Source organism: Microcoleus sp. C2D2, assembly GCF_036702495.1.
Taxonomy (GTDB): Bacteria; Cyanobacteriota; Cyanobacteriia; order Cyanobacteriales; family Microcoleaceae; genus Microcoleus.
On record NZ_JAUBTO010000026.1, the window covers coordinates 13560 to 34527 of the forward strand.

12 protein-coding genes are annotated in these 20968 nt (G+C 45.5%); 7 read left to right on the forward strand and 5 right to left on the reverse strand.

Annotated elements, in window-relative coordinates; genetic code table 11:
* Window positions 1-293: 293 nt before the first annotated feature.
* The 3 genes from QUB61_RS11300 (at window position 294) to QUB61_RS11310 (ending at window position 3897) form a co-directional block, all read left to right on the forward strand.
* The gene (locus QUB61_RS11300) at window positions 294-1886 is read left to right on the forward strand and encodes a glucose-6-phosphate isomerase (RefSeq protein WP_333133412.1); all 1593 of its coding nucleotides are present in this window, start codon (window positions 294-296) and stop codon (window positions 1884-1886) included.
* A 72-nt stretch (window positions 1887-1958) separates the two neighbouring features.
* Window positions 1959-2693: a response regulator transcription factor gene (locus QUB61_RS11305; RefSeq protein ID WP_333133413.1), complete on the forward strand. Its 735-nt coding sequence runs from the start codon at window positions 1959-1961 to the stop codon at window positions 2691-2693.
* Window positions 2694-3006: 313 nt separating this feature from the next.
* Window positions 3007-3897, forward strand: a complete 891-nt coding sequence (locus QUB61_RS11310; protein WP_333133414.1) for an RRXRR domain-containing protein — start codon at window positions 3007-3009, stop codon at window positions 3895-3897.
* A 697-nt stretch (window positions 3898-4594) separates the two neighbouring features.
* Here the strand turns inward: QUB61_RS11310 and QUB61_RS11315 are convergent.
* The 5 genes from QUB61_RS11315 to murC all read right to left on the reverse strand — a co-directional run bounded on the left by QUB61_RS11315 (window position 4595) and on the right by murC (window position 8674).
* A complete protein-coding gene (locus QUB61_RS11315; RefSeq protein ID WP_333130409.1) occupies window positions 4595-4786 on the reverse strand; it encodes a hypothetical protein in 192 nt (63 codons plus the stop codon).
* A gap of 100 nt (window positions 4787-4886) precedes the next feature.
* On the reverse strand, window positions 4887-5390 hold the full coding sequence (locus QUB61_RS11320) for a low molecular weight protein-tyrosine-phosphatase (protein WP_333130406.1): 504 nt from the start codon (window positions 5388-5390) through the stop codon (window positions 4887-4889).
* 200 nt (window positions 5391-5590) lie between these two features.
* Window positions 5591-5941: a YbaB/EbfC family nucleoid-associated protein gene (locus tag QUB61_RS11325; protein WP_333130404.1), complete on the reverse strand. Its 351-nt coding sequence runs from the start codon at window positions 5939-5941 to the stop codon at window positions 5591-5593.
* A gap of 62 nt (window positions 5942-6003) precedes the next feature.
* On the reverse strand, window positions 6004-6960 hold the full coding sequence (gene murB / locus QUB61_RS11330; protein WP_333130401.1) for a UDP-N-acetylmuramate dehydrogenase: 957 nt from the start codon (window positions 6958-6960) through the stop codon (window positions 6004-6006).
* Between the two features lie 157 nt (window positions 6961-7117).
* Window positions 7118-8674, reverse strand: coding sequence for a UDP-N-acetylmuramate--L-alanine ligase (murC, locus tag QUB61_RS11335; protein WP_333130399.1), 1557 nt, complete (start codon window positions 8672-8674; stop codon window positions 7118-7120).
* A gap of 1386 nt (window positions 8675-10060) precedes the next feature.
* Between murC and nadD the strand changes: the two genes are divergently transcribed.
* The 4 genes from nadD to QUB61_RS11355 all read left to right on the forward strand — a co-directional run bounded on the left by nadD (window position 10061) and on the right by QUB61_RS11355 (window position 20958).
* Window positions 10061-10774 (forward strand): nicotinate (nicotinamide) nucleotide adenylyltransferase, encoded by a 714-nt coding sequence (gene nadD, locus QUB61_RS11340; RefSeq protein ID WP_333130395.1) that lies wholly within the window; start codon window positions 10061-10063, stop codon window positions 10772-10774.
* Between the two features lie 192 nt (window positions 10775-10966).
* Complete coding sequence (locus QUB61_RS11345) at window positions 10967-11986, forward strand: type I glyceraldehyde-3-phosphate dehydrogenase (protein ID WP_333130393.1); 1020 nt, start codon at window positions 10967-10969, stop codon at window positions 11984-11986.
* Window positions 11987-12416: 430 nt separating this feature from the next.
* Window positions 12417-13370, forward strand: a complete 954-nt coding sequence (locus QUB61_RS11350) for a GDP-mannose 4,6-dehydratase (RefSeq protein WP_333130391.1) — start codon at window positions 12417-12419, stop codon at window positions 13368-13370.
* A gap of 466 nt (window positions 13371-13836) precedes the next feature.
* On the forward strand, window positions 13837-20958 hold the full coding sequence (locus QUB61_RS11355) for an FkbM family methyltransferase (RefSeq protein WP_333130389.1): 7122 nt from the start codon (window positions 13837-13839) through the stop codon (window positions 20956-20958).
* The last annotated feature ends 10 nt before the right edge of the window (window positions 20959-20968 follow it).

Genomic DNA, 20968 nt, shown 5'->3' on the forward strand with positions numbered 1-20968 from the left:
GCCCAACCTCGACCACATTTAAAACTCTGTGCCGCTGCTGCTTGACTTTCGATCTATCTATGGGGTGTTGCCATCAATCGGGGATCTACCTAGCAAGAGTGTTGCCCAAGTCATATTTTTCTTGTTTAATTCTGCCGAATGGTTTGGCTGCCTTCGGCTCCGGCTGCCTTCAGACGACTAATGCTTAAATTTATTGGGATTCTGCAAAAGCCGTACATCAGATCGTTTTAAACTACAATTGGTGGATTCCTGACGACCCCGATCGAACATTAAAAAAATTGTAGAGAATTCCTATGGACGCCGCAGCACTCTGGCAACGCTATCAAGACTGGCTTTACTATCACGAGGGATTGGGACTTTACCTCGATATCAGCCGCATGGGATTCGACGACGCTTTCGCAGCAGCACTGAAGCCCAAATTTGACAAAGCTTTCAAAGACATGGCAGCTTTGGAAGCAGGTGCGATCGCCAATCCCGACGAAAACCGCATGGTGGGCCACTACTGGCTGCGAAACCCCGATTTAGCTCCCACTCCAGAATTAAAACAAGAAATAGTCGAAGGTATATCACAAGTCGAAACATTTGTCAAAAAAGTTCAAAACCGCGATATTAAACCGCCCTTTGCTCCGCAATTTACCGACATAATTTCGATCGGCATCGGTGGTTCCGCCCTAGGCCCCCAATTTGTCGCCGAAGCTTTATCCCCAGACATTCCGCCCCTAGCAATTCATTTTATCGACAACACTGACCCAGCCGGGATCGATCGAATTCTCAACAAAATCAAAGACAAACTCGCCAGCACCCTAGTAATTACAATCTCCAAATCCGGCGGCACCCCCGAACCCCGCAACGGCATGATAGAAGTTCAAAAAGCCTTCGCCGCCCAAAAACTCGACTTCGCCAAACAGGCAGTTGCCATCACTGGATGTGACAGCAAACTAGACAAATTAGCCAAATCCGAAGGCTGGATTGGCAGCTTCCCGATGGCCGACTGGGTGGGAGGGCGCACTTCGGAACTGTCAGCAGTAGGACTTTTGCCCGCAGCTTTGCAAGGCATCGACATTCAGGCGATGCTCGACGGCGCTAAAGTGATGGACGAAGCTACAAGAATTCCCGACATTAAAAACAATCCTGCCGCCCTGTTAGCCATGAGTTGGTATTTTGCTTGCAACGGACGCGGCGAAAAAGACATGGTAGTTTTGCCTTACAAAGACTCCCTGCTATTGTTCAGCCGATATTTGCAGCAATTAGTCATGGAATCTCTAGGCAAACAGCAAGATTTAGACGGCAACACAGTTCATCAAGGAATCGCAGTTTACGGCAACAAAGGCAGCACAGACCAACACGCCTACGTCCAGCAACTGCGAGACGGCGTGCCGAATTTCTTCCTAACATTTATCGAAGTTTTGCAAGACAGGCAAGGCATTTCCCCAGAAGTAGAAACCGGCGTCACTTCGGGAGATTATTTGTCTGGTTTGTTGCAGGGAACTCGACAAGCTTTGTACGAAAATCACCGAGATTCGATTACTGTCACAATTCCCCAAGTCAACCCTCGGGAAGTAGGAGCATTAATCGCCCTCTACGAAAGAGCCGTAGGTTTTTACGGTTCCTTGGTGAATGTCAATGCCTATCACCAACCGGGCGTCGAAGCAGGCAAAAAAGCGGCCGCGGCTGTATTGGACTTGCAGCAACGGGTACTGCAAGTGCTCAAAGACGCCCAAAAACCTCTGTCTGTCTCAGAAATAGCCAAAAAAGCAGGAAAGCCAGAGCAAATCGAGACAATTTACAAAACTCTGCGGCATTTGGCAGCAAACGGGCGCGGCGTAGCTTTGGAGGGAACATTAGGGCAGCCTGCTACTTTAACAGCAAGTTATAAACAGAATTAAACAGTAGAATTAAAAATTAAAAGTGAAATTAGTCACTTTTAATTTTTAAGGTTTAATTTTTAAATTCCCCTCATGCCCTTGACGATTCTGGTTGCTGACGACGATTTCGCGACTCGCTTGTCGATTACCGATTATCTGGAAATTACCGGATACTCTGTAATCCCTGCTGAGAATGGCAAAGAAGCTTTAGGTTTGGTAGAGGAATTTCAGCCCCACTTGATTGTTACCGACATTACAATGCCCGAGATGGATGGCTACGAATTCGTGCGGCGAGTTCGGACTCGTCCCGCTTTCCGCTTGCTGCCGGTGATTTTTTTGACGGAACGCACGAGCACGCAGGAACGGATTCGCGGCTATCAGATGGGGTGCGACAATTATCTGGCTAAGCCTTTTGAACTCCAAGAATTGGGGGCGGTAATTCGCTCTTTGCTCGATCGCTACGCTCTAATCGCTCAGGCACCGTCTCATTCCCCAAAACCAGAACCGACGCCAACAGAGGCACGCAGCAGAGCCCACGGCCAGCCAGAATCGGATTTTTTTACTCAAAAGTCAGAAACCGACGATTCCCTACGGGATAGCTCCGCTTCACGCGCATACACAAGCCAAAATGCTCCGAGTTTGACTCAGCGAGAGCGAGAAGTGCTAGATTTGCTGACAGAAGGTCTTTCTAATATTCAAATAGGCGATCGGCTCCACCTCAGCCCTCGAACTGTCGAAAAGCACGTCAGCAGCTTGTTCAGAAAAACCGAAAGCAACAACCGAGCAGAACTCGTTCGCTTTGCGATGGAACACCATTTAGTCAGATAACCGCAAACGCTTGCTCGCCCAATAAAATCACCAGCAATTGTCACACAAACGTCACTAACCCCACCCTAAAGGGATGGGGCTTGTAAGGAAGCCAAGCCATAGGTGGAAAACAAGCGCAAGTAGGACTAGACAACGGTTGAGAAACCAATTTGAACTAACTCTTATGTGGCACTTTCATTGGACGTTACAGGCGCTCGAACTAACCCGTAACCACGACCTTAGTCAAAGTCGAAGGAAATTAAACAGTTAGGCTTACCGCTAAACCAACCCCATCCAATATGTTCCCGTAGTCGATCGAGCTCAGCGTCCTTTAATGCCAACAACACCCGCAAGAGCAGAGCGTTGGATTAAATCTAAAAAAGCAACACCGTTTTTCCGTAAAGGGATATTTTGTGTTCGCTTAAACGTTGAACCTTCAAATCGTCATACTCAACCCGTAGCAGTTGGAATCGATCCGGGTTCTAAACGTGAGGGTTACACAGTCAAATCAAAAGCTCACACCTACTTAAATCAGCAATTTCATGCTGTTGATTGGGTCAAGGAGTCTGAAGAGACAAGTACAAATGCCAGACGTGCGAGGCGCTATCGTAAAACACCTTGCCGCAAACCCCGTCAAAACCGCAAGCGGGGCCCGATTCCTCCCAGCACTAAAGCTCGCTGGCAGTTCAAAATCCGAGTAGTTAAAGTCTTTGATGCCTTATTTCCTATCTCAAACATTGGAATTGAGGATATAAAAGCAGTAGCCAAAAAAGGTTCTCGTAAATGGAACAAGTCATTTTCGACCTTAGAAGTCGGCAAAAATTGGTGTTATTCCCAATTAGAAAGAATTGCACCCGTCACCAAGTTTGATAGCTATACCGACACTTACTCAACTCGTCAAAAATGGGGTTTGAAAAAATCCAAAGCAAAGTTGTCTAATGGTTTTGACGCCCATTGTGTCGATTCCTGGGTACTAGCTTACTTGTTGGTAGGTGGTCATACATCACCAGAAAACACATTGGTAATGGAATGTAAGCCCATCCGCATTTATCGCAGGCAATTACACGTCTTCAATCCTGGGAAAAACGGATATCGCCGTCCTTATGGTGGCTCCATGTCACAAGGATTAAAGCGTGGGGGAATTGTCAAGCATCCGAAATACGGCAAGTGTTATGTAGGTGGCGAAGATATTCAGAAATCTCGCTGTCTTCCTGCACAACCTTGATACAGGAAAACGCCTGTGCCAAAACGCAAAGCCCACGGATTGTAAGTTTTTGGCTTACAACTCTTGGCGAACCGTAAAGCCGTCCTAAAAGGACGGGGTTTCCACCCTCCGCTACGCTCCGCCCATTTTTTTGATGAATAACAGCATAATCAACAATTACTTAAAAAATCATAAAATTCTATATGCGGCCGCACTAAGCTGTGTTGCATCTAGATTGCCTATGGTATTAGAGAGGGAGAGGGGGTGAAGGGGAGAGGGGGAGAGGATTTGACGATTTTTGATCGGGACTCGAAATATACAATTTAAATGCACAACAGCTTAGCAGCTTCCCTGGTTTACTGTATTGCTATGACATCAATGCGAATCACCAAGTTTTACAGAGCGTTTTATATCAATTCCGGCCGGACTGCCGGAATGATATCAAATCCGCGCTTCGAAAGTCGGGCGTAAAGTAGAATCCCGAGGGCAACAAATAATTCGCGCAATTTTCATTTTTTTGACTCACAGTCAACAGTCAACAATCATTCACTCAATGCTTACTGGATTTGGCGATTACTCAAAAATTCCGACACAGCCTGAACACAATGGCATATTTAGTCAATCCCATGGTATTGAACGAGCACATAGTTAATGCTCACCTTGACGTTTTGCTGGCTAATACATTGATTGTTTTAATAGGATGTCTTTATTCCGACCGCTATGTTTGCTGCCTTTTAGCAATTTGGGTAGGATTTCTAGTAACAACCTTACCTATTATTTGGCTGCCTTTAGTTTTCGCTTTCCTATTCAATCCGCGCCGGGGGAGAGATTTAGCAGCAGGATTCCTACTTTCTTTATTAAGAATCACAGTCATAACTTCTAAATTTTTACCAACAGTTGCAGCTTGCAAAAGTTTGTTAAATCCCCGAGTAGTCTTGGGTACAGCACAAGAGAGAAAATATAGTGTCCCATCGCATCGAGAGTTTACAGTAGCTGTCGATCGCAATTTTCTAACTTTCCTTCTGGCCACCAACCCTTAAGCCTTCCTGACTGACAACGTACTCCAACAAACCCTCGCAGGCATCTAACAGTAAATCAATTACTCGATCGAATCCCTCCGGCCCACCATAATAAGGATCTGGCACTTCTTTCAGGTCATATTTATGGCAAAAGTCGCACATCAACCGCACTTTTTTTTTATATCTTCCAGGATTATCAAGAGCAAGAATATTCCCATAATTTTCCCGATCCATCGCCAGAATCAAATCAAAATTCTCGAAATCTTGCCTTTTAAATTGGCGGGCTTCGCCTAACAATTCAATTTCTCGCTTCCTCGCCGCCAATGCCATCCGCCTGTCAGGGGGGCTGCCAATGTGATAGCTAGCAGTTCCGGCAGAATCGCACGTGATACGATCGCTCAAACCAGCTTGTTCAATTAAGTGATTCATAATATTTTCTGCTGAGGGCGATCTGCAGATATTTCCGAGACAGACAAACAATAATTTATAAGACATTAAATTAGTAATTGGTATTGAGTAATTGGTAATTGGTAATTAGTAATTGGAAGGAAGAGGAAAGAAGATTTTTCCTTCCAATTACCAATGTTTCCTGCTTCATACCAATCAACCAGTCATTAGCTATCAAGCCGTTATTAAACATCCATCACCAATGACTAATGACTAATGACTGATGACTAATGACTGATGACTAATGACTAACCAAAACCGGGGAGATTCAGTCCGCCAGTGAGTTCTTCCATTTTCTCGCGCATCGTCATCGTAGACTTAGCGTAAGCATCCTGCATCGCCACCGTGACGAGTTCAGAAACCACATCAGCACCTTCACCGAGGGCATCCGGCGAAATTTCCACGCGGCGGGGTTCTTGGTTGCCGCTGAGAAAAACCTTGACCAAGCCGCCGCCTGCTGTTCCCTCAATTTCCATGACATCCAACTCTTCTTGGAGCTTTTTAGCTCCTTCTTGAACCTGCTGAGCTTTTTTGAAAGCTTCAGTCAGTTCTTTCATTTTGCCCAAGCCGAAGCCAAATCCCGATCCTGATTTTGTCATAACTACTTTTTGATTGTGTGTAGGCTGGCAGTCTGCCGTTTCCGTATTACTTCAATGATGCCTTAGAAGGGAAACTCTCCCAGTATTCTAACTTCTGGCTCCAACAACAGCGACCACCGCTGCTCGACTTGCTGTTGAACGTGGCGGATCACTTGAAAAATATCATTGGCCGTTGCCGACCCGCAGTTAAGAATAAAATTAGCATGGCGCTGAGCTACTTGCGCCCCGCCGATCTGGTATCCCTTCAGTCCCGATTGTTCGATGAACCAACCTGCCGTCTTGGGGCCGGGGTTGCGGAAGACTGAGCCACAGCTCGGTAAGTGGTAAGGTTGAGTTGTCCGCCGCTGGCTGAAATGGCTATTAGTTTCTGCCATTACTTGCGATCGTTCGAATCCCGGCTGCAACTGGAAAGTCGCTTCTGTTACTAGCCGATCGCCCCCTTGCAGCACCGAAGTCCGGTAGCGGTACTCCAACTCTTGGGGAGTCAGAATTTCCACCTTGCCACCAGGAGATAGGACGCGAGCGTTGACCAGAATATCAGCAGTACAGCCTCTGTGAGCGCCTGCATTCATCACCACAGCCCCTCCCACGGTGCCCGGTATGCCGACTGCCCATTCGAGACCTTTCCAGCCGCGTTTAGCCGCCAACCAAGCAAGGCGGGGAATTGACTCCCCCGCCCCGGCTGTAAGTTGACCTATTTCTGGATTAAAATTCACCTGTTTGAGGTAGCGAGTGGCGACGACCAAACCGGACAAACCCCGATCGCTCACCAACAAATTAGAACCCGCACCCAGCAGAGTCACCGGCACTCCTTCATCGTGTGCCCAGGCAAAACTCGCTTGCAAAGCCTCCATACTGCGGGGAGCAACGTACCACTCGGCAGGGCCGCCGACTCGGAACGAAGTCAGGCCCGCCAGCGAAACTTGGGAGTTAATCTTGCAATCAGTTCCCCGCAAAGAAATAGGAGAATACACTCGCCGATTGTCCTTAACAGAGGAGTCATTCGAGATAGTCACCATCTTGAAAATCCTTAAAAATACCTGCTTCGAGAAGACGTGGTTGAAAATTCCTTTACGTAACTTATGCCGCCCTTTTGAGCGAGCCGTTCTTTCAGCAGTGTCGGTACAACCTGCACCGCAGAGGCTGTCGATCGACTCGAAGGGGCCGGCGATCGAGCTAATCCGGGCGATCGGCTTGTTGATAAAAAGCCATAACCTCTGGAATAATCTGATTCAGATTGCCAGCACCCAAAAACAGAGCCAAATCCCCCGGTTGCAGATTTTCGGTTAAAAACTTACTTACCGACTCCAGGGAAGACTGAAACTCAACCTCTCGGCCTTCTTTAGCAATCAAATCAGCAACCTGCTGCCCGCTAATCTCTCCTAAATTCGCTTCTCCAGCACTATAAATATCGCAAGCCACAACCAAATCAGCATCCCCAAAAGATTGAGCAAATTCTGGCAAAAAAGTCAGAGTCCGGCTGTAACGGTGGGGTTGAAAAATGGCAACCACTCTTCGGGATTTGGGATTCTTTTCGCTACCTTCAATGCGCAAGCGAGCCGCCGCCAAGGTGACACGAATTTCGCTGGGGTGGTGGGCGTAGTCGTCCACAAACAGGATGTCATTGTGAAAACCCCGCACCTCAAAACGGCGGCGAGCGCCTTCAAACCCGGCAATCGCTGTGGCAATCGCCGAAAACTCTAACCCCAACAATCGACCCACTGCTACCGCAGCTAGTGCATTGCTGAGATTGTGTGTGCCTAGCAACTTCAACTCCATTTCCCCTAGCAAAGCTCCTCGCTCCCAAATGCGGGCCTTGGTGCTTTCGGCTCCGTACTCAACGCCCGAAGCCGTGTAGTCAGCACCGCTTTCCGGCTGCAAGCTATAACTGACATGAGGCCCAAGGCAGTCTTTGACGATTTGGTCGTCTATGCAGCCCACCAAGGTTTGACAGTTTTGGGCAAACACCTTAAATGTGTCTATTACCTGGTCGAGGGTCTCGTAATGGTCTGGATGATCCAGTTCCACATTCGTCACTATGCCAATTTTGGCTACCAGCTTGACGAGAGAACCGTCGGATTCATCAGCCTCGGCAACTAAGTAGGGGCCTTCCCCCAAACGGGCATTGCCTTCCCAAGCATTTACCTCGCCTCCTACCACGATCGTCGGGTCTAGACCCGCAGCCATCAGCATGAAGCCGATTAAGCTGCTAGTAGTAGTTTTGCCGTGAGTCCCCGCTACGGCTATGCTTTGGTAATCTTGAATTAACGCTGCCAACACATCCGAGCGATGAAAAATCGGACAGCCCAAATCTAAAGCAGCTCGATATTCGGCATTTGCCGGGTGAATTGCCGTCGAACATACTACTTGAGGTAATCCCGGAATTGCTTGGGCGCTTGAACCGTTGCCGTTCAATTGCAGAGCTTCGGCTGTCGCGACAGAAGCCCCTACCGTACCAGCGACTGCCGAGAATACGGCCCTTTCCTGTGGCCCGCGGTCGGGACTGCTACCGTTAAGGGCCGTTTGAAATAATTCAAAATTGTTGGCGTCTTGACTCCAAAAAATATGAGCTCCCATTCCTTGCAAGCGCTCGGTTATGTGACTCGATTTAATGTCGGAGCCGTACACAGGCAACTTGCGTTTAGCTAGAATGTAGGCAAGGGCTGACATCCCAATCCCACCAATGCCGATAAAATGAAATGGTCTACCGCTGAAATCAACAGAACTCGGCATCTTCGCTCCTCACACACCACACCACGCCAATAACACGCGATATCATATCAAGAATTGTTTTTTCAGGATACAGTTCGCTAGAGATTTTGTACAAAATTCTCTGCGCGTCCCTAGATTTGCGGGACTTGTAGAGATGTTTCTCTTGTATCCTATATGACTTAGTACCGAGTAGTTTTCCGGAACAGTCACAGCTCGAAAATTGCAGGTAACAGAAAACGGGATCTGGGGTCTGGGCCAATAGACTAATTTTGGGTGGTTGCATACTCCTGCATTCTTTCTATTTCTATCCGCCTGCTGTGCTCGGATACGGCAGCAAAATCCCCACAACTTTTTTACCAAGATTGAGGGAAAACCCATAAGGATTTACAAACACTACCACGTATGACAAAATTTCGCTCATTTTATAGTCATAAATCTACTTTTACGGTCATTTTCTCGCCCAAGTCAGAGATTGACACGATCTCCGCTATAGTATATATTTTTACGGGACTGTATATATACAAGTTATGCAGTTAGTCGAAAAGCCATTGAGCAAACCAGATCGTTGGTTGGATTGAGAAGCCGATGGATGCTCTTGGCAGACCTTAAAATTTTTACCACTGCGCTAAGTATATCTACGGTCAAAACTTTTTCGCCCGCCAACAAACGAATGCTCAGGCGATCGATCGCGCACTCAAAACAAGTTGGGATTAATAGTGGCCAGGTTAATCATCCAGTCCTAGACGCACTCCGACACTCGGAAATCGGTTGTTTAACTCGGATTGAAGGTTTGAACGAAGTAAGGGGGTTAAAAAACCAGGTTTCAGCGTCCAGGACGATCGTCAAAACTAGGGTCGTCCAGGAGTTTGTCCCCGATGTGAAGCGAGGGTTTTATAATAAACGAGCTTATGGTTAACTATCAGCCGATTCGTCCCAGGCGTTTATTTAGAGGGGAGTTAATCGATTTTCGATTTGCGATTTTCGATTAAAGAATTGAAGAAAGCGACCCCACAGATAAATCCGGGGGATAGCGATCGGGATTCGGAGCTTTTTTCTGGCTCGACCAATGAATCCGGGGGCTTGTACCCAGGCTGCTTTCGGCTAAAGGAGGCCTTATAAGCCTCCGTACCCCGAATCCACGCCTCTCGATCTCTCGGGGTGGCTGTCCTTTGTTGGCGATCGGGCCAATTATATTTCGGGAGAATGCTGATTTTCAATGTACTTTTTGGCACGTTGAAACAGTAATGAAGAAAGTGGCGGTGCTTATGGGTCACTCAAAAAAGCCCTTGCCTTGAGGGAAAAAGAAGCCTGCGGTCTAACGGTACTCGGTTGACCGTCAGGTTTGCTCACAAGCGTAAAAACATAAAATTTACGCCATGTCTGTATTAATCCTGATTTTTGGGAAATATGCGGAAAATAGCGATTTTTGGGGGGACTTTTGACCCGGTTCACTGGGGTCATGTGTTGGTGGCAGAGACGGCTGCAAGTCAATTTGGTCTCGATCGAGTCATTTGGGTACCAGATCGCTCTCCTCCTCACAAAGGGCGCCCGGATTTGGCAAGTTTCGAGCAGCGGCGGGCAATGCTCGCTCTCGCGATCGGCGATCGCCCAGACTTCCTACTTTCGCCGCCGGAGGCAAATCCCAGAGGCAGTTCTTTTGCGATCGAGACCCTGCTGTATTTGCAAAAATTGTATCCAGGCTCGCGCTGGTACTGGATTATTGGTAGCGACGCACTGCTTACTCTCCCCAAATGGCACCGGTGCGGCGAAATTGGCGGGTTGTGCGACTGGTTGGTGGCCCCGCGTCCGAGTCAGGGAGATGGGGAAACAGGAGAAACCGTGGAGATTGGGGGAGTGTCCGAGTGGGGAGATTATCCGGGTGGAAAGCCCCTCGATTCCGGGGGGGACAGGATGCAGGTTCAGGCAAATGCTGTTGGCCGGCGAGTTGCCGAACAAATGGCTCTTTTGGACGTGGAAATTCGCTGGGAGGTGCTGTCCATGCCTGCGATCGAGATTTCGTCGAGCCACATCCGCCGCTGCTGTGCCGAAAAGATCGACCTGCGCTACTTAGTCCCGGAAGTTGTCCGGGCTTATATTGCGGCCCATCAGCTTTACCAGTAACAAGCCGCCCAAAGACGAATGCCTTCTGGCTTGCGATTTCTGCCTTCTTGCAAAAGTTCCAGCTTTTTTGATAAACACAAAAAGTTAGAAAGGATCGACCTTTGCGATATGATCTTCTCTCATAAGTCAATTCTTAAATTTTTCCAAAATTTAAGCCGCTCGCTAGGGGCTGCTATCGTTAGGAGGTACAAGGTGATTAGAGTCGCGATCAATGGTTTTGGGCGTATCGGCCGCAGTTTTGCACGCTGCTGGCTGGGCAGAAAAGATAGCCAGCTCGAACTGGTAGCTATTAATGACACTTCCGATCCCAAAACAAATGCCCACTTGCTGAGATACGATTCCATGATGGGAACGTTGAAGGATGTGGACATCAGTACGGATGAAAATTCGATTATTCTCAACGGCAAGACAGTTAAATGCGTGAGCGATCGCAATCCGCTTAACCTGCCTTGGAAAGATTGGGGTATTGATCTGATTATTGAAGCAACCGGCGTCTTCGTTGACCAGGCTGGTGCATCGAAGCATATCACGGCCGGCGCTAAAAAGGTGCTGATTACAGCTCCCGGCAAGGGACCTGAGGTCGGCACTTACGTGATGGGAGTCAACCACCACAACTACAAGCACAGTGACTACACGGTGATCAGCAATGCTAGCTGTACCACTAACTGTCTAGCTCCCGTGCTGAAGGTGCTTCACGAAAATTTTGGCATCATCAAAGGCATGATGACCACTACCCACAGCTATACTGGCGACCAGCGCTTGCTGGATGCCAGCCACCGAGATTTGCGCCGGGCCCGCGCTGCTGCGATGAATATTGTGCCGACTTCTACCGGAGCGGCCCAAGCTGTGGCTTTGGTCATTCCAGAATTGAAGGGTAAGTTAAATGGCATCGCCATGCGCGTCCCGACTCCTAATGTGTCGGTAGTTGATTTTGTGGCTCAGGTAGAGAAAAAGACTTTTAGCGAGCAGGTAAATCAAGTTTTCAAGGAAGCAGCCGAAGGCCCGCTGAAGGGGATTTTGGAGTACAACGATTTGCCTCTTGTTTCTTGCGATTATCGCGGAAACGATGCTTCTTCGATCCTGGATTCCAGCTTGACGCTAGTTATGGACGGCGACATGGTGAAGCTGTTGGCTTGGTACGACAATGAGTGGGGCTACAGTCAGCGGGTGGTTGACTTGGCTGAATTGGTCGCCCAAAGGTGGGAAGCCTAGTATCCGAAGGCAGAAGGTATTAGTCATTCGACCGAAGGTAAAAATGCTGACCTGTTTGTACTTTTGAGTCGATTTCTAGCTGACTGGTTATTTCTGTTTTCGAGCGGTAGAGACTTTTGGCAGTTGATAGTTGGCGAGTAGAAGATGATATATCCTAGGGACACGGCAGTGCCGTGTCCTGCGCCCGATATCCGTATGCTGCTACTCCCAGCTATCGATCGAACTTTTTGCAATCATACTTCGATCGGGCTTTCGGGTCTGCTTGATGATAAATTTGTTGTTTGTATGGAGTAAGGGCTTAAACTTGCTCTGGTAAGTCCTCGGAAAATCCCAAACCAAATATTAAAAAGAATAAAAATTACGAGTATAAAAGTTAAACAACTGGAAAAATAGCAACAGCTACGGTAGAGTTTTGAAAGCAAAATGTGGTATGAAAAAAGCGTTAATTAGCGGTATATCAGGTCAGGACGGAGCTTATTTAGCTAAACTGTTGCTCGATCGAGGTTATGAAGTTTGTGGCACCTCCAGGGACGCCCAAATGTCCGGTTTCGGAAACCTGGTCCGTTTGGGCATCCGAGACAGAGTAAAACTAGAATCCATGTCTCTCAACGATTTTCGCAGCGTCTTGCAGGTACTAGCGAAAATTCAGCCCGACGAAGTGTACAATCTAGCAGGTCAAAGTTCCGTCGGTCTGTCTTTTGAACAACCCGTAGAAACCCTCGAAAGCATTGCCACAGGCACATTAAATCTGTTAGAAGCAATTCGGTTCACAGGTGGCAAAATTAAACTTTACAATGCCAGTTCCAGCGAATGTTTTGGGGATACCGGAGGCAGTCCAGCCGATGAAAATACGCCTTTTCGCCCCAGAAGTCCTTACGCCGTGGCAAAAGCAACAGCATTTTGGGAAGTAGCGAATTATCGGGAAGCGTACAATTTGTTTGCGTGTTCTGGTATTCTGTTCAATCACGAGTCGCCGCTGCGGCCCGAGAGGTTTGTTACCCAAAAAATTGTATCTGTTGTCTGCCGAATTGCTGCGGGTAGTTCCGAAAAACTGCATTTGGGAAATATTTCAGTGCAGCGGGACTGGGGTTGGGCGCCGGAATATGTGGAGGCGATGTATTTGATGTTGCAGCAGGAAGAACCGGACGATTATGTAATTGCAACGGGTGTAAGTTATCCTTTGGAGGAGTTTGTGCATACAGCGTTTGTTTCTGCGGGTTTGGATTGGCAGGAACATTTAGTAAACGATGCGAGTCTTTACAGACCGACGGAGATTGCTGTAGGGAGGGGAAATCCGGGTAAGGCGAAGCAAAAGCTGGGATGGGAGGCGAAGTATAAGATGCCCGATGTGGTGCAGATGATGGTGGAAGCGAGGATGGTTTGAGGGAAAAGTATCGGGTGAAAATATGGAGGCATAATATCCAACCGCTAATGAGTGGTATAAGGCTAATCGCCGAGAGTTGAAAAAATATCGAGGTGAAGGGATAGCTTATAATCATCAAGGGGTGATAAGTCACGCTCGCAATTATGACAAAATGAAGGAGGGTGTCGCTCCAAGCCGATCGAGCTTAGATTATGTAATTGAGCGTATATTTGAAAGCGAGTTTGTAGAACCTATCCGGTTTTATCCTGTGAGAATATACAATTCAAACAGGCTGAGAAAATGATTATTTTTAAGTGCCGTAGGCAGCAGTCATCGGATTGAAAAGTTGGTGCACAAGAAAGGTACAATTTGTTTGCCTGTGCGGGTATTATGTTCTCTGACGAACGTATTTACCATTGGAAAGCATAGATAAATCATTTTCGCAATTCTAATTTATAACAAAAACTCCAAAAGGAATGTCGGTAAAATGCAAACAAGCGAATTAGTTGAACTAAAAAAGTCAATTCACGAAGAAAGTTGGAAGCCTGCCTACAAATTCATACCAGAGCTGATACAGAAATTCAATTTAAAAGTAGGTGCAGAGATCGGTGTGGCGTTTGGAGGTCATTCAGAAGCTATACTCAGCAATACAAATCTTGAACTACTGTACGGGATTGACAGCTATCAACACAGTGACTCTTACGACGATCCCATGAACCTCCCCCAGGCAGATTTTGACATACTCTGTGAAACAACGAAAAATCGCCTAGCTGTCTTTGGAGATAGATTTAGGCTGATTCGTTCAAATTCACAGCAGGCTATTGGGCAAATTGATGGCTTGCTTGATTTTGTCTACATAGATGCAGAGCATTCCTACCAAGGCGTTTGGCAAGACCTCTGCACTTGGTATAACAAAATTAGAGTGGGGGGTTTAATTAGCGGTCATGATTATGAACACATTGCTTTTCCGGGCGTAAAACAAGCTATTGATGAGTTTTTTAGAAGGTTAGACTGGCAAGTTCACCTTGAGGGCGAAGGAGTTTGGTGGGTAGAAAAGCAAGCTGTGAATATCAGCTTTTTCATCCCCGCTTACAACTGTGAAAAAACTATCGAAGAGGCGGTTGATTCGATATTAAAGGGAAATTTTGAACAGGGCGATGAGTTAATTATTGTTAATGATGGCTCTGCAGATAATACGGCAGGCATACTGGAACGCCTCAAAACAAATTATCCATTTATTAAGATTGGCCGCCACGAAACTAACAAAGGGGGCGGAGCAGCGAGAAATACCGCTGTCCAAAATGCCAGCCATCCTTTGCTGTTCTGCTTAGATTCAGATAATATTTTAGTTCCTGGAAGCATCCAAAAATTAAAAGAATTTTTGGTTAATTCCGGTGCAGATGTAGCTGCATTCCAAGAAATTCATTTCTTTGAAGGACGCAAGGAAAATATTATTAATAAATGGATTTATCAAGACCAAATTACTTTAGCGGACTTTTTCTCTCGGCACGAGGTGCCGGGAGCGAGTGGCAACTATTTGTTTACCAAAGAAAGCTGGGTGAGAGCAGGAGGTTATTCTGAGTCTTCTGGTGCGTTAGACACTCACACCTTTGGTTTCCGGCAGTTAGCGACTGGTTCTAAAATGTTGACGCTCCCGAATACTTATTATTGCCACAGACAAGGCATTGAATCTTATTTCGTGAGATTTTCAAGAACTAATAACTGGTCGTTAACCTTGGCAGACATTATCGCTCCCTTTGCTCATCTGATTGCTTATGCAGATTGGCAATATATGTGCGGGGAAGGTAAAGATAAGTGGTACGAAAATATTAATCAACGTCCTATTTATTTAAGCAATGAAGTAAAGAGTATGCAAACAGAAACAGAGTTGCAGCTTGTGGCGGTTTTGCCGAATCATCAGGAAGAAAATAAGCAATCAAGAAATAGTGTTATAAGCGACGGTGAGAGCCAAGCGATCGCTAGATTTATTAATAACGCAGGTAAAGTGGTTTTTGATGTAGGTGCTAATGCTGGGGATTGGACGGCAGAAGTGTTGAGCCAAGGACCTGACGTAGAAATTCACCTGTTTGAACCAATTCCTCATGTTTACAAAAAGCTGATTCAGAACATAGATAAAAAAGTAATTTCCAATAATTTAGCTGTAGGGCAGAAGGAAGAAGTCAAGACATTTTATTATTATGAAGCTAATCCACTATTGAGCAGTTTTTACCGCCGATTCGATGTGGAAAAAGAAGGGTGGGTGAATCCGCCTAAAGAAATACCAGTTTTGACGACAACTATCGACAATTACTGTCAGCGCCACGGCATTAAAAGAATTAATTTTATCAAAATAGATGTTGAGGGCGGCGAATTAGATGTTCTCTATGGAGCTAAATATTTTCTAGAAACAAGCAGGGTAGATTATCTGCAATTTGAATATGGTGGAACTTATATCGATTCAAAAACAACGTTAAAAGAAGCATTTGAGTATTTGCAAAAATTCCGGTATTCAATTTTTAAGATTTTGCCGGATCGGTTAGAATACAAGCCCACCTTTTTGCCAGAGGATGAAAACTTTGAGTTCAGCAATTTCTTGGCTGTCAATGAGCGATTCCGCTCCAATGTTTTGGGTGAAGTAACCGACGGAAAGCTCAACATAGAGGAACTTTGTCGGCAGTATGCCATCGCGCCGCGTGGCGTGATTCATGTTGGGGCTCATGAAGGCACAGAAATCACCGCATATCAACAAATGGGCGCGCAAAAAGTGCTGTTCGTAGAAGCCAACCCAGCGGTATTTGAACGCTTGCAAGCCAATCTAACGGGGATGCCAAATGTCCGATCGGTCAACTGTGCGATCGGCGATCGCAATGGTAGTGTGGATTTGCACGTTACTTCTTTCGATCAAAGCAGTTCTATTTTGCAATTGAAGCGCCATCAAGAGATTTATCCCCACATCACGGAAACTCATCAAATAACAGTACAGTCGAAAACACTCGATACTCTGCTGCAAGAACAGGAATTAAATCCCTCAGACTTTAATATCTTAAATATAGATATCCAAGGTGCAGAACTCTTGGCTTTGCAAGGAGCCACCAATTGGTTGAAATGTGTTGAGTTAATCAACACAGAAGTTAATTACGAAGAACTGTATGAAGGCTGCGCGTTAATTGATCAGTTGGACGAATTTCTCGAAGGACACGGTTTTCAGCGGGTAGCAACCACAACACCAATTCACCCATCTTGGGGAGATGCAATCTATGTGAAAAAACCAGCGATTACCTCATCCGTACTCGGCATGGAGAATATGGGTCGGTTGGGAAATCAAATATTTCTGTATGCGTTTTTGAGAACTTACGCAAGGGAACACAATCTCAGGGTAGAAACACCAGCTTGGATCGGTCAGTATCTATTCGGTCACCATGATGCGCCTATTTCTAAGCCTTTACCTCTAGTTGGAGAACAAGCGCAGCCTTACAAACTTTCCGAGTCGGCAATTCTCAATGCACCGGAACCGTTGAAAAATGTAGACTTCCAGGGCTATTTTCAGTTTCACACTCAATATCACGCCCAACATAAAGAATATTTCCAATCTTTATTCAAACCTCTGCCAGAAGTCGCAGCGAAGGTGATAGAAGCTCTCGATCGCTTGCATTCCAAAGGTAAAACAGTTGTTGGATTGCATTTGCGGCGCGGTGATTACAGAAGCGTTCATACTGTTGTGCCGTATCTGACCGTTGCTCCGAGTGGATGGTACAAGGAATGGCTGGACGGTTTGTGGGAAACTCTGGACGAACCCGTCTTGTTTATAGCTAGCGATGAAATCGAAACGGTTGTCGGGGATTTTGCGGATTACAACCCGATAACAGTCAAAGATTTGGGTGTAGAAATGCCAGAAGCACCTTTCTATCCTGATTTTTACATTTTGAGCCAATGTGATGTCTTGGCAATTTCCAATAGCACATTCTCATTTGCCGCATCGATGCTGAACGAACGGTGCAAATTTTTCTTCCGTCCCCACTTGCAAAAACAAAAACTGATTCCCTACGATCCCTGGAACAGCGAACCCTTGTTACGGGACAATCCTAATGATTGGCCAGCAACAGGATATCAAAAACCCATAAAAATTTTGAATATTCAAGAGGTGTCATTAATCTCTCCTGAAGATCCGGAGTTACTGTGGGGATTTAGTATAGATTCTCCGACGTTCGGAACTCACGCAACTGCCAGTAATATTTTGATTGGGGGTTGGGTGATAGGTAAAAAGTCCCCGGCTGTTAAGGTTGAGTTGATTCGCGACGGTGAAGTTATCAGCAACATTCCTGTAAATCAGCACCGCCCAGATGTAGCAGCAGTTTTTCCAGGAGTACCATTAGCAGAAAATAGCGGTTATGCGATTGAATGGGAAATAATGGGAACGTTGCCTGAATGCGAGATATCCATCCAAGCTGTATTAGCAGATGATACTCGTGTCAGTATTGGATTTGTTCGGTTGCAAGAAATTATCTATTCGACTCCCAAAGACAGTCTCAGAGCAAAGTGCAAACTAAGCGTGTGTGCAATTATGAAAGATGAGGCTCCGTATCTTATAGAGTGGTTGGAGTTTCATAAAATAGTTGGTGTTGAAAGGTTTTATTTATATAATAACAACAGCACAGATAATACTCTGGACATTGTTGAACCCTACGTTCAATCCGGTGAAGTGGTTTTGCACGACTGGCCATTTAGCTATAAACAACAAGGTTCGGCATATGAGCATTGCCTCGCATCATACAAACAAGAATCTGAGTTGATTGCTTTTATCGATTTGGATGAGTTCTTGTTTCCCACTGAAAAAGAAAACTTACTAGAAGTATTAGAGGAATTTGATTCGTGCCCAGCGGTGGTAGTAAATATGTTGAATTTTGGATCTTCTGGCCATGAAATAAGACCGGAAGGCTTACAAATAGAAAATTTTACTAAACGAGCCGAAGACAATTTTGAAGAAAATATGTATGTAAAGAGTATTGTTCGTCCCGAACAGATTCTGCGTCCTAACTGTACTCACTTTTTCATACCTATTAATCAAGAATCTTTTTCGGTAACAGAAAATAAAGAACCGTTAGGATCTTCGATATCTGAAAGACTTTCTGTGCAAAAGCTACGGATAAATCATTACTTTACTAGGTCTAAACAGGAAGCCAAACAAAAAGTTATGCGGGGGGATGCTTTTTTTCCGTGGCAGAAAGCTTTGTGGGTGATGGAACATAGGGATCGTAATGAAGTAGAAGATTTAACGATTCAGCGTTTTGTTCCCAGACTAAGGCAGGCTGTTGATGCAGTGATTTCTAAATCTCGAATAGCACAGATTCTAACAGAACAGTGGCGATCGCAATCTAAGCTTTACGAGATGCAAATACAATTAGAGGAATTTCAGGCTGAGCTTGCTCAGACTCAAAAGAACTTGGCTTTTTCCGAATCTCAACTGCATCAGACTGAACAACAACTCAAACAAAGTAACTATCGGGTTCAGCAGTTTGACGTAGACTTACAAAGAATTTCAAAAGTTAAGGAATCAAATCCCCTACAACGAAAAATTTTGGCTGTTGTGGATGTTACACCGGCTTACCCTGAAGCTCTGGAATGGCTGCGTGGATTTAATCTAGATTCGCCTACTGTCGGTAAAGTAGATAACAATGAAATTTTGATCTCTGGTTGGGTATTGGGTAAGAGCGATCGAGCTGTGGCAGTTGAGTTTATTTATAATGACGAAACGGTTTTTACAACGACCGTTAGCGGGTATCGATCGGATGTGGTTAGTGCTTATCCAGAATTACCGCTAGCAGAAAATAGCGCTTACGAAGCTAGGCTGCATATTGCAGCAAAGCAGCCGGAATCTGAGGTGCTAATCCAAGCAGTTTTAGCCAATGAAACTCGCGTGAAGTTGGGAGTAGTTCGATTGCAGGAAGTTGAGTATAAGTTTCCTCTAGGTAATCAGAAACAAAAGTACCGGATGAAATGGTTTTTTGCAATTAATGAAGCTAGTCCTGGTTTTGAAATTTATTCGCAAATGATTAAAGTAGCAGTTTATACTGCTCAGCAAAATACATCGCTAGAACCATATTGCATTTATGATGGCGAAGATAATGAATTCACAGATTGGCTACAAAAAAATGGTGTTAAGATTATCTACCACAGAATACCTCATTACGAGAAACTGCAAACTCAATATCCTTTGTATGCGACCGTAGCTTTTGGTGCATTTTTGAGAATTGAGATTCCCAAAATTGTAGAGATTTATGAGCTCCTGGATGAGTATGTTTTATATACTGACTGTGATGTCATGTTTTTTCATGATGTCGTTGACTATTTGCAGGGTGTAACCTGTGAGTATTTGGCCGCAACACCAGAACACGATCCTAACAACTGGGAATATTTTAATAGTGGTGTGTTGTACATGAATGTCAAAAATCTTCAAAAGACACAAAAAGAATTTGACGATTTTATTGACCAAAACTTGGAGCAAATATTACACCTAGCTTATGACCAAGGAGCTTATAACTTATTCTTCAAAGACAAGTGGGAGAGATTGGATATCCAGCTAAATTGGAAATCCTACTGGCATTTTAGTCCTGAAGCAAAAATCATCCATTTTCACGGACCAAAACCCACTCAAGCAGAAGAGATAAAAAATCAAATAGCACCTGCGAGTTCTATGTTGCTTGCTAATGGTTTTTATTGGCTGAACACGGGAATTTGGCAATTCATTTACGAAAAAATTGAAGAGCTAGATGCAGGAATTTTGGTAAAATCAACAGAATGCGAACAGATAGAGCCTCAGTTAGAGGAGGCTCCCAAAGAATTAGAGGAATCTCAGACAAAACTCCACCAAAATGCAGGGGGATTTGAGCAATTTACAACTAAACTGCAACAAGTTAAAGAAGAACTGCAACCAATTAAAGAAGAGCTTGAACTCCGGCAGGTTCAATACCAAAAAACTCAGGAAGAACTCGCACAAACTAAGTCTCAGCTCATCGAAGTTCAGGCTCAACTGCAACAAATGGAGAGTGCTGCGGCTCCGTTAAATCAACTGGCAGAGTTGTATTTAGTTCAAGGAAAGTTAGAAGATGCGATCGCAGTTTGCGAGCAAGTATTAAAGATTAAACCCAAATTTGCTCCGGCGTACAAGACTTTGGGCAACGTCTTGCAAGCTCAGGGTAAACTGGATGAGGCAAAGAGTTGGTACATTCGCGCTCTGGAAGTTCAACCTGATTTTGCTCCAGCTTTAGCCAACCTGGGGACTATTCACGCACAGCAGCAACAGTGGCAAGAGGCGATCGCATCCTACCAAAAAGCTATCGCGATTCAACCCAATTTCGCTGGTGTTTACCGCAACTTGGCTAGGGTTTTTTCGCAAATTGGCAAGCCTGATGAAGCTGTCGAGTGTTCTTATTCAGCCGTGATTTTGGAACCTGAAACAACGGCAGAGGAATACTTTAACCTTGGCAATACTCTGTTAGAGCAAGGGAAGCAAGAGCGGGCGATCGTGTGTTACCGCAGGGCAGTTTATTTAAACCCAAATTTTTCTGAAGCTCATGATAAGTTAGACGAACTGATGGCGGTGGGAGAGTAAGAGCGATCGC

What these genes read in the sequence shown, in the direction of transcription:
- QUB61_RS11300 (WP_333133412.1), top strand. Translation starts at nt 294, where the DNA reads ATGGACGCCGCAGCACTCTGGCAACGCTATCAAGACTGGCTTTACTAT.
- QUB61_RS11305 (WP_333133413.1), top strand. Translation starts at nt 1,959, where the DNA reads ATGCCCTTGACGATTCTGGTTGCTGACGACGATTTCGCGACTCGCTTG.
- QUB61_RS11310 (WP_333133414.1), top strand. Translation starts at nt 3,007, where the DNA reads ATGCCAACAACACCCGCAAGAGCAGAGCGTTGGATTAAATCTAAAAAA.
- QUB61_RS11320 (WP_333130406.1), bottom strand. Translation starts at nt 5,390, where the DNA reads ATGTCTTATAAATTATTGTTTGTCTGTCTCGGAAATATCTGCAGATCG.
- QUB61_RS11325 (WP_333130404.1), bottom strand. Translation starts at nt 5,941, where the DNA reads ATGACAAAATCAGGATCGGGATTTGGCTTCGGCTTGGGCAAAATGAAA.
- murB (WP_333130401.1), bottom strand. Translation starts at nt 6,960, where the DNA reads ATGGTGACTATCTCGAATGACTCCTCTGTTAAGGACAATCGGCGAGTG.
- murC (WP_333130399.1), bottom strand. Translation starts at nt 8,674, where the DNA reads ATGCCGAGTTCTGTTGATTTCAGCGGTAGACCATTTCATTTTATCGGC.
- nadD (WP_333130395.1), top strand. Translation starts at nt 10,061, where the DNA reads ATGCGGAAAATAGCGATTTTTGGGGGGACTTTTGACCCGGTTCACTGG.
- QUB61_RS11350 (WP_333130391.1), top strand. Translation starts at nt 12,417, where the DNA reads ATGAAAAAAGCGTTAATTAGCGGTATATCAGGTCAGGACGGAGCTTAT.
- QUB61_RS11355 (WP_333130389.1), top strand. Translation starts at nt 13,837, where the DNA reads ATGCAAACAAGCGAATTAGTTGAACTAAAAAAGTCAATTCACGAAGAA.